We start from the raw sequence: 9242 nt of genomic DNA, 5'->3' as shown, positions 1-9242 counted from the left end.
CCCCCAGCCCCTCCCCTCAAGGGCTGCAGGAGGGAGGGGAGTCGACCGGCTCGTGGTTCCTCACCGATCGTGAAATGACCCCAGACTACCTCACCTCCGGCAACACGGCGCGCGCTGCGGTGACGACGCGGTCGAGGAGGTCGGCCACGCGCTCTTCGCTGCGCCTTTCGGCGAGCACGTAGACGCCCATCAGCATCTCGCGCGGCGCCTGCTTCTGGGGAACTTCGGCAAGGCCGCGCTCGGCGAAGGCGGGCGCCATGACATGGGTGTGGCGCAGCACCGCGTCGGTCGCGCGTACATAGTCGACGCAGGCCGACATCGAGTTCGAGCCGAAGACGAAGCTGGTGCGGTCGAAGACCGTCTCGACCCGGGCGCGACGGCGCGACACGTCGAAGAAGCGCTGATGGCGGCTCTCGGGGGGTGAGCTCGTCACCTGCGGGTAGGCCTCGATCTCGGCGAGCGTACAGGGCGCGGCGAGGAGCGGATGGCCCTGGCGCACGAAGAAGCCGTTGTGCACCTGGCTGATGGGCACGAAATCGGCCCCGGCTCCAGTGCTGAGGCCCTCGATCTCATGGGCGATGAAGAGGGCGATGTCGCCGGAAAGGAGCTGGTCCATGCAGCGCAGCTGATTGCCGAGGCTGACCTGCACCGGCGCGCTGGGGAACTGATTGCGATAGTCGAGCACCATGTCGCGCACGAACAGCGTCCACCAGGAATAGCCGCAGCCCAGCGATATGCCGCGCTCGTTGCGCACCCGCTGCTCGGCGATGGTCGTCAGCATGTTGTCGTAGAGGCGCTGCATCAGCCGCGCGTTCTCGTAGAGCGTCTCGCCATAGGGCGTGAGACGGATGCCCTGCGAGGAGCGCACGAACAGCGAAACTCCCAGATTCTCCTCGAGCTTTCGCATGTTGAAGGTCAGGGTCGGCTGCGTGACGTGCAGCGCCCCGGTCGCCGCTGTGATGCTGCCGGCTTCGGCGATAGCCAGAAACTGCTGCAGGAGCTTGTCCATGGCTTTTGGTCCTCCACCCCTGTCATAGATAGTTTCTATAGTATCGGCGAAATTTCGTATTATGTCATGTATGGAAGATTGTGCATGATCGGTGGCGAGAAGTGCCTGCGCCAGGTAACCGAATAGTTACATGCGTCGGGGGCACCTGAAAGTTGAGGCGGCGCAGACCGCCGTGGACATAGATCGGAGGACGCATGTCTTTGCGTATTTCCCGCCGTCAGCTGATGCAGGGTGCGGCCGCCCTTGCCGCCTTCGGCGCGACGGGGCTTCATTCCGCTTTCGCGCAGGACGCGCGCCTGCGCCTGATCTTCTGGGGCGGGCAGGCCCGCGCCGACCGCACCTTCGCGGTGGCGGACCTCTACTCCGAGACGCATGCCGGCACCGCCATCGAGGGCGAGTTCCTGAGCTGGGCCGACTACTGGCCCAAGCTCGCCACGCAGACCGCCGGCGGCAACGCGCCCGACATCGTGCAGATGGACTACCGCTATATAGGGGAATATGCGCGGCGCGGCACGCTCGCGCCCCTCGACGGCTATGTCGGCGAGCGCCTCAACCTCGATGCGTTCGATGCCGACCAGTTGAGCAACGGCACGATCGACGGGCAGCTCTACGGCATCAGCCTGGGCGTTGCGGCCGGCGCCACGGTCTATAACGCGACCGCGCTCGCCGAGGCCGGGATCGAGATCGCGCCGATGGCCTGGACCTATGACGATCTGCTGGCGAAGGGCAGGGAATTCGCCGCCGCGACCGGCGGCGCCATGGCTCTCTCACCCGACGGCAGCGGCATCGAGCTGCTGTTCGAGAACTGGTTGCGCCAGCGCGGCAAGGCCCTCTATGCAGACGGCGAGCCGGCGTTCGAGGCGGCCGACATCACGCAGTGGTTCGAGCTCTGGGCGGAGCTGCGCGCCGCCGGCGCCATCGTTTCGCCCGACGAGCAGGCCGTCGACACCGGCGCGCTCGAGACCTCGCCGCTGGTGCGCGGCAAGGCGGCGATGAACTTCACCACCTCCAACCAGCTGGTGGCCTACCAGACGCTGGTGCAGGACGCGCTGGGCATCGCCATCTATCCGGCCATCGCGCCCGGTTCGACCGGCGGGCACTACCGCAATTCCTCGCAGTATTTCTCGATCTCGGCACGGTCCGCCGCCGCCGACACGGCTGCCGAGTTCATCGATTTCTTCGTCAACACGCCGGAAGCGGCGGCGCTCCTCGGCGTCGAGCGTGGCGTGCCGGCCTCCTCGACCATGCGCGAGGCGGTGACGGCCGAGCTTGACGAGCGCAGCCAGATGGCGGTCAAGTACATCTCCGACCTCGGCGCGATCGCGGGTCCGGTGCCTCCGACGCCGCCGCCCGCGGCCGGCGAGATCGAGGTGGCGCTCAAGACCAAGAGCCAGGAGGTCGCCTTCGGGGCGCAATCGCCCGCCGATGCCGGCCCCCAGTTCTTCCAGCAGGTCGTCGACACCCTCGGGCGGGCGCGGTGATGGTTCGGCCCGCGGCACCAGGAACCGTGACCAGCCGCGGAAGGACGTCGCGACGGTGGGTCCATCTTCCATACAAGAGGCTTGACACGCGAAGGGTCGACTGCGACAGATTTGTAACCAGCTAGTTATTTGCGCGCTGCCGCCGCTCGTGCTTTGATCGGGCCGGCACCGCACCATCCCGAGCCGAAGGATCGGCAGGAGAACAAGTAACTGGTCGGTTCATGGCGACAGGGAGGTCGCCACAACGCTTCCGCCTCGGCCTTTGCCGGCGCGGCATGTTCCGGGAGGAGAACAATGACTCTACGATTCGACAGACGACAGTTCCTGATGGGATCTTCGGCGCTCGCCGCGGCCGGCGCCATGGGCCTGCGTCCGGCCTTCGGGCAGGACGGGCGCCTGCGCCTCATCTTCTGGGGTGGGCAGGACCGCGCAGACCGCACCTACAAGGTCGCCGACCTCTATACCGAGCAGAACGGCGGCGACATCGAGGGCGAATTCCTCGCCTGGAACGACTACTGGACCAAGCTCGCCACCCAGGTCGCCGGCGGCAACGCCCCCAACATCATCCAGATGGACTACCGCTACATCGTCGAATACGCGACGCGCAGCGCCATCCGCCCCCTCGACCAGTTCGTGGGCGGGCCGCTGCAGCTGACCGACTTCGACGAGGATCAGCTCGAAGGCGGCAAGGTCGGCGGGCAGCTCTTCGGCATCAGCCTCGGGGCGAACTCGGTGGCCGTGCTCGTCAACAATACCGCCTTCGAGGAAGTCGGCGTCGAGCCGCCCAACCGCGACTCGACCTACGACGACTACATGGCCATGGGCGAGGCCTTCAATTCCGCCAATATCCGCGGCGGCATGAAGGCGATCTCGGACGCCTCGGGCACCGAGCCCATGCTCGACAACTGGCTGCGCCAGCACGGCCTCGCCCTCTATACCGCCGACGGCAAGCTCGGCTTCGGCGAGGAGGAAGCGGTCGAGTGGTTCCGCATGTGGGCGAGCCTGCGCGAGGCGGGTGTTTGCGTCGACGCCGAGTCGCAGGCGCTCGACACCGGCGCGATGGAATCGACCATGGTCATCCTCGGCAAGTCGGCGACCATGCCCTCGAACTCCAACCAGCTCGTCGCCTACCAGGCGATCAGCCAGGACGACCTGACCATCGTCAACTACCCGCGCATCGCCGCCGGCGCCGGCGGCGGTCACTACCGCAAGCCCTCGATGTTCTTCTCGGTGGGCGGTTCGGAAGCCAATGCCCAGGCGGCGGCCGAGTTCATCTCGTTCTTCGTCAACAATCCGGACGCGGCCCAGATCCTCGGCGTCGAGCGCGGCATTCCCTGCTCGGCGGCCGTGCGTGAGGCGCTCGCCCCGACGCTCGACGAAAAGAGCCAGATCGCGCTCAACTTCGTGGCCAATCTCGGCGACCTGCTCGGGCCGTTGCCCCCGCCCCCGCCGCCGGCGGCCGGCGAGATCGACTCCTCGCTCCTGCGCACGATCAGCCAGGAAATCGCCTTCGGCGCGCGCAGCCCCGAAGACGGCGCCAGGGCGTTCGTGACCGACGCCACCGCAATCCTCGAGCGGGCGTGATCGCATGACCGCGCGCTCCATGGAGACCGGAGTTTCGGCCACCGGGCGCGCGGTCGCCAAGACCGGCGTCTGGGCCCGTATCTGGCAGCAGGACGGGCCCGGCTATCTGTTCCTTCTACCCTGGCTCATCGGCTTCTTCGGCTTGACCGTCGGGCCGATGATCACCTCGCTCTATCTCTCGTTCACCAATTTCGACCTGCTGACGACCCCGGACTGGGTGGGCGCGGCCAACTATACGCGCATGTTCACGAACGATCCCAAGTTCGCGGCGGCCATGCGGGTCACCTTCTTCTTCGTCATCTTCTCGGTGCCCCTGAAGCTCGCCTTCGCGCTGGCCGTGGCGATGCTGCTCAACCGGGGGCTGAAGGGCCTGCCGCTCTACCGGGCGGTGTTCTACCTGCCCTCGCTCCTAGGCGGGAGCGTCGCCATCGCCATCCTCTGGCGGCAGCTTTTTGCCGGCGACGGGCTGGTCAACCAGTTCCTGGCCAATTTCGGCATCATCGGGCCGAGCTGGATCTCGAATCCCAACTATTCGCTATGGACGCTGATCATCCTCTCGGTCTGGCAGTTCGGCTCGCCGATGATCATCTTCCTCGCCGGGCTGCGGCAGATCCCGCAGGACATGTACGAGGCGGCCTCGCTCGACGGGGCCAGCAAGTGGCGCCAGTTCTGGAAGATCACGCTGCCGCTCCTGACGCCGGTCGTCTTCTTCAACGCCATCGTGCAGACGATCGACGCCTTCAAGAGCTTCACGCCCGCCTTCGTCATCTCGGGCGGCACCGGGCAGCCGATCAACTCGACGCTCTTCTATACGCTCTATCTCTACCAGGAGGCGTTCGGCTTCTTCCGCATGGGCTATGCCTCGGCGCTCGCCTGGTTCCTCCTGCTCATGATCGCCGCGTTCACCGCCTTCTCGTTCCTCACCTCGAAGTATTGGGTGCACTATGACGACTGAGGCCCTGACCGTCGTCGGCAGCCGGGGGTCCCGCACCCGCCGGCGCATCTTCACCGTCGTTGCGCATGTGCTGCTGGTCGGCGCCTCGATCCTGATGCTCTATCCCCTGCTCTGGATGCTGGCCTCGACCTTCCGGCCTGAGAACGAGATCTTCACGTCCTCGAGCCTCTGGCCGTCCTCGTGGAGCATCGATGCCTATTTCCGCGGCTGGAGCGGACTGCGCGTCTCGTTCGGCACGTTCTTCCTCAATTCCTTCGTCATCGCGATCCTGTCGATCGCCGGCAACGTCTTTGCCTGTTCGCTGGCCGCCTATGCCTTCGCGCGCCTGCAATTCCGCGGCCGCAACTTCTGGTTCGCGCTGATGCTGATGACGCTGATGCTGCCCTATCACGTCACGCTCATCCCGCAATACGTGCTCTTCCTCAACCTCGGCTGGGTCAACTCGTTCCTGCCGCTGGTGGTGCCGAAGTTCCTGGCCGCCGACGCCTTCTTTATCTTCCTGATGGTGCAGTTCTTCCGCGGCCTGCCCAAGGAGCTCGACGAGGCGGCGATGATGGACGGCTGCTCGCCCTGGCGCATCTACTGGAAGATCATCATGCCCCTGTCGCTGCCGGTGCTGGCGACGGCGGCGATCTTCACCTTCATCTGGACCTGGGACGATTTCCTCGGGCCGCTGATCTATCTGAGCGAAATGCGCCAGTATACCGTGCAGCTGGGGTTGCGGACCTTCGTCGACTCCACCGGCCAGTCCGATTTCGGCGGCATGCTCGCCATGTCGGTGCTGACCCTGGTGCCGGTCTTCCTCTTCTTCCTCTTCTTCCAGCGATTGCTCATCGAAGGCATCGCGACCACGGGTATGAAACGCTGATATGTCCGACCTGAAGTTTGCCGCCATCGGCATCAACCACAGCCATATCTACGGCCAAGTGGAGTGCCTCAAGCGCGCGGGGGCGACGTTCGTCGCCTTCTTCGCGCCCGAAGACGACCTGGCCAGCGCCTTCTCGGCCAAGTTCCCGGAGGCCAAGCGCGTCGCCGACCGGCGTGAGATCCTCGAGGATCCTTCGATCGCCATCGTCACCACGGCCGCCATTCCGGGCGACCGCGCCGAGATCTCGATCGCGGCCATGCGCCACGGCAAGGACGTGCTCTCGGACAAGCCCGGCATGACCAGTCTCGAGCAGCTTGCCGAGATCAAGCGGGTGCAGGCCGAGACCGGGCGTATCTATTCGGTGCTCTATTCCGAGCACTTCGAGGTGCGCGCCACGGTCGAGGCCGGCAACCTCATCGCGCAGGGCGCGATCGGCGAGGTCATCCAGACCATGGGGCTGGGCCCCCACGCCATCCGCAACAACCAGCGTCCCGACTGGTTCTTCGAGCGCAAGCGCTATGGCGGCATCCTCACCGACATCGCCAGCCACCAGTTCGAGCAGTTCCTGTTCTTCTCGGACGCGCTCGATGCCGAGGTGCTGTCGGCAAGCGTCGCCAACCGCGCCCATCCCGACCGGCCGGGCCTGCAGGATGTGGGCGATGTACATCTGAAGACGCCGCGCACGACCGGCTATATCCGCGTCGACTGGTTCACGCCCGGCGGGCTGCCGACCTGGGGCGACGGACGCCTCATCATCCTCGGCACCGAGGGCTATATCGAGCTGCGCAAATATATCGACATCGCCGGACGGCCGGGCACCGACCACCTCTTCCTCGTCAACAAGGATGCGCCGCGCCATATCGACTGCTCGGGAACGGACCTGCCGTTCGGCCGGCAGTTCCTGGCCGACGTGCGCGACCGCACCGAGACGGCGATGCCGCAGGCGCGGTGCTACAAGGCGATGGAGCTGGCGCTGACCGCGCAGAACCTCGCCGAAATCGGAACGGAGTGGCAGCAATGACCGCCGCCAACCAGCGCTTCCGCGTCGCCATCGTCGGCTGCGGCATCGGGCGCAGCCACATCGTCGAGGGCTATGAGCCCAATGCCGACAAGTTCGAGGTCAAGGCGCTCTGCGACCTCAACGTCGAGCGCATGACGCCGATCGCCGACGAGTTCGGGATCGAGCGGCGGGTGACGAATTTCGACGATCTCCTCGCCATGGACGACATCGACATCATCGACGTGTGCACGCCACCGGGCCTGCACTACCCGATGGTGATGGCCGCGCTCGACGCGGGCAAGCACGTCGTGTGCGAAAAGCCGTTGGTCGGCTCGCTGGCGGAAGTCGACGAGGTCATCGCCAGGGAGAAGGTCTCCAAGGGCCTGCTGATGCCGGTCTTCCAGTACCGGTTCGGCGACGGCATCGAGCAGGCCAAGGCCATCATCGATGCGGGCATCGCCGGCAAGCCCTATGTGGGCACGGTCGAGACGCTCTGGACGCGCGGGCCCGACTATTATGCCGTGCCCTGGCGCGGCAAGTGGAAGACCGAGCTCGGCGGGGTGCTGATGACCCACGCCATCCACCAGCACGACCTCTTCACCTACCTCATGGGCGACATCAAGCGCCTCTTCGGACGCGTCGCCACGCGCGTCAACACCATCGAGGTCGAAGATTGCGTGACCGCCAGCCTCGAGCTCGAGAACGGGGCGCTCGGCAGCTTCACGGCGACGCTCGGGTCGGCCGACGAGATCACCCGCATCCGGCTCGCTTTCGAGAACGTCTCGTTCGAGAGCGACCATGCGCCCTACAATCCCGGCGCCAAGCCGTGGAAAATCCTGCCGCGCTCGCCGGAAACGGCCGAGAGGATCGCCGCGCTCCTCGAGAACTGGCAGCACGTGCCGCCGCGGTTCACCACGCAGATGGCGCGCTTCCACGCCGCGCTCCTCGGCAAGGCGCCGCTGCCGGTGACGAGCGCGGATTCGCGCCGGGCGCTGGAGCTGGTGACGGCGTTCTACCATTCCTCGACGACGCATGAGGACGTGGAGCTGCCGATCGGCCCGGGCCACGCGCGCTACAAGAGCTGGGTGCCGGCTGAGTTCGCCTAGCGTTTCTAGCAAAAGAGGATTTTGCGGCTCGCAAACGCGGCATGGAAGACCTGAACGGCAGGCAGGACCTGCGCCACACCATACTGACGAAGGCAAGCGCCGATCCGGGCAAGGACCGGCGCCCAAGGGAGGAAACGGCCATGGCCGCAAGCGTTGAACTCAAGAAGATCGTCAAGGCCTATGGCGACCTCGAGGTCGTCCATGGCGTCGACCTCACCATCGATCCGGGCGAGTTCGTCGTCTTCGTCGGCCCCTCGGGCTGCGGAAAGTCGACGCTCCTGCGCATGATCGCGGGCTTGGAGCCGATCACCGGCGGCGAGCTCCTCATCGAGGGCGAGCGCATGAACGAGGTGCCGGCGGCCAAGCGCGGCATCGCCATGGTGTTCCAGAGCTATGCGCTCTACCCGCACATGAGCGTCTACCAGAACCTCGCCTTCGGCCTCGAGACCGCCAGGGTGCCCAAGGCCGAGATCAAGCAGAAGGTGGAGAAGGCGGCGCAGATCCTGCGCATCGAGCCGCTGCTGCAGCGCAAGCCCAAGCAGCTCTCGGGCGGCCAGCGCCAGCGCGTCGCCATCGGGCGCGCCATCACCCGCGAGCCGCGCATTTTCCTCTTCGACGAGCCCCTGTCCAACCTCGATGCGGAACTGCGCGTGCAGATGCGCGTCGAGATCGCCAAGCTCCACAACGATCTGGGCAACACCATGATCTATGTGACGCACGACCAGGTCGAGGCCATGACCATGGCCGACAAGATCGTGGTGCTCTCGGCCGGCAACATCGAGCAGGCGGGCGCCCCGCTCGAGCTCTACAACAAGCCGGCCAACCTCTTCGTCGCCGGCTTCATCGGCAGCCCCAAGATGAACTTCTTCAAGTCCTCGCTCGAGGCCGCCGACGGGCGGGGGGCAAAGCTTGCCGTCGCCGGCGGGTCGCTGGCGCTCTCGCGCCCGGTCGCCGCCAAGGCCGGCGACGCGCTGACCTTCGGCGTGCGCCCCGAGCACATCGGCATCGCCGACGGGTCGGGCGTGCCTTTCGCCGAGGTCAAGGTCGACCTCGTCGAGAACCTCGGCGGGCAGACCCTGCTCTATACCACCGCTCCCGACGGCACGGGCCTGACCATCGTCCTCGAGGGTCAGCGCGAGATCGCGCTCGGCTCCGCCGTCATCGCCCATGTCGACCCGGCCAAGTGCCATGTGTTCGATGGCGAGGGCCGAGCGGTCTAGGACCAATCGCCATTCAGCT

Annotated in this window: 8 protein-coding genes; 7 read left to right on the top strand and 1 reads right to left on the bottom strand. The window is 66.1% G+C overall.

Annotation, left to right across the window (positions count from 1 at the left end; translation table 11 throughout):
• Positions 1-85: 85 nt before the first annotated feature.
• The gene (locus tag VE25_RS20845) at positions 86-1009 is read right to left on the bottom strand and encodes a LysR family transcriptional regulator (RefSeq protein ID WP_052732131.1); all 924 of its coding nucleotides are present in this window, start codon (positions 1007-1009) and stop codon (positions 86-88) included.
• Positions 1010-1203: 194 nt separating this feature from the next.
• Between VE25_RS20845 and VE25_RS20840 the strand changes: the two genes are divergently transcribed.
• The 7 genes from VE25_RS20840 (at position 1204) to VE25_RS20810 (ending at position 9223) form a co-directional block, all read left to right on the top strand.
• On the top strand, positions 1204-2490 hold the full coding sequence (locus VE25_RS20840; protein WP_046110591.1) for an ABC transporter substrate-binding protein: 1287 nt from the start codon (positions 1204-1206) through the stop codon (positions 2488-2490).
• 294 nt (positions 2491-2784) lie between these two features.
• Entirely contained in the window at positions 2785-4074 is a 1290-nt protein-coding gene (locus VE25_RS20835; RefSeq protein WP_046110590.1) for an ABC transporter substrate-binding protein, read from the top strand.
• Positions 4075-4078: 4 nt separating this feature from the next.
• Positions 4079-5029: a carbohydrate ABC transporter permease gene (locus VE25_RS20830; RefSeq protein ID WP_046110589.1), complete on the top strand. Its 951-nt coding sequence runs from the start codon at positions 4079-4081 to the stop codon at positions 5027-5029.
• 94 nt (positions 5030-5123) lie between these two features.
• The gene (locus tag VE25_RS20825) at positions 5124-5897 is read left to right on the top strand and encodes a carbohydrate ABC transporter permease (protein WP_244466997.1); all 774 of its coding nucleotides are present in this window, start codon (positions 5124-5126) and stop codon (positions 5895-5897) included.
• Position 5898: 1 nt separating this feature from the next.
• Entirely contained in the window at positions 5899-6918 is a 1020-nt protein-coding gene (locus VE25_RS20820) for a Gfo/Idh/MocA family protein (protein WP_046110587.1), read from the top strand.
• Positions 6915-8003, top strand: coding sequence for a Gfo/Idh/MocA family protein (locus VE25_RS20815; RefSeq protein ID WP_046110586.1), 1089 nt, complete (start codon positions 6915-6917; stop codon positions 8001-8003). Before VE25_RS20820 ends, VE25_RS20815 begins: the two co-directional genes overlap by 4 nt.
• Positions 8004-8143: 140 nt before the next feature.
• Positions 8144-9223: an ABC transporter ATP-binding protein gene (locus VE25_RS20810; protein WP_046110610.1), complete on the top strand. Its 1080-nt coding sequence runs from the start codon at positions 8144-8146 to the stop codon at positions 9221-9223.
• Positions 9224-9242 lie beyond the last annotated feature (19 nt).

The sequence above is a fragment of the Devosia geojensis genome (assembly GCF_000969415.1).
Lineage (GTDB): Bacteria > Pseudomonadota > Alphaproteobacteria > Rhizobiales > Devosiaceae > Devosia > Devosia geojensis.
The sequence above is the reverse complement of the archived record's forward strand: the minus strand, read 5'-3'. Positions and strand labels throughout refer to the sequence as shown.

Excerpts from the sequence above, each read along its gene's own strand:
- VE25_RS20845 (WP_052732131.1), bottom strand. The coding sequence starts at position 1,009 with ATGGACAAGCTCCTGCAGCAGTTTCTGGCTATCGCCGAAGCCGGCAGC.
- VE25_RS20840 (WP_046110591.1), top strand. The coding sequence starts at position 1,204 with ATGTCTTTGCGTATTTCCCGCCGTCAGCTGATGCAGGGTGCGGCCGCC.
- VE25_RS20835 (WP_046110590.1), top strand. The coding sequence starts at position 2,785 with ATGACTCTACGATTCGACAGACGACAGTTCCTGATGGGATCTTCGGCG.
- VE25_RS20830 (WP_046110589.1), top strand. The coding sequence starts at position 4,079 with ATGACCGCGCGCTCCATGGAGACCGGAGTTTCGGCCACCGGGCGCGCG.
- VE25_RS20825 (WP_244466997.1), top strand. The coding sequence starts at position 5,124 with ATGCTCTATCCCCTGCTCTGGATGCTGGCCTCGACCTTCCGGCCTGAG.
- VE25_RS20820 (WP_046110587.1), top strand. The coding sequence starts at position 5,899 with ATGTCCGACCTGAAGTTTGCCGCCATCGGCATCAACCACAGCCATATC.
- VE25_RS20815 (WP_046110586.1), top strand. The coding sequence starts at position 6,915 with ATGACCGCCGCCAACCAGCGCTTCCGCGTCGCCATCGTCGGCTGCGGC.
- VE25_RS20810 (WP_046110610.1), top strand. The coding sequence starts at position 8,144 with ATGGCCGCAAGCGTTGAACTCAAGAAGATCGTCAAGGCCTATGGCGAC.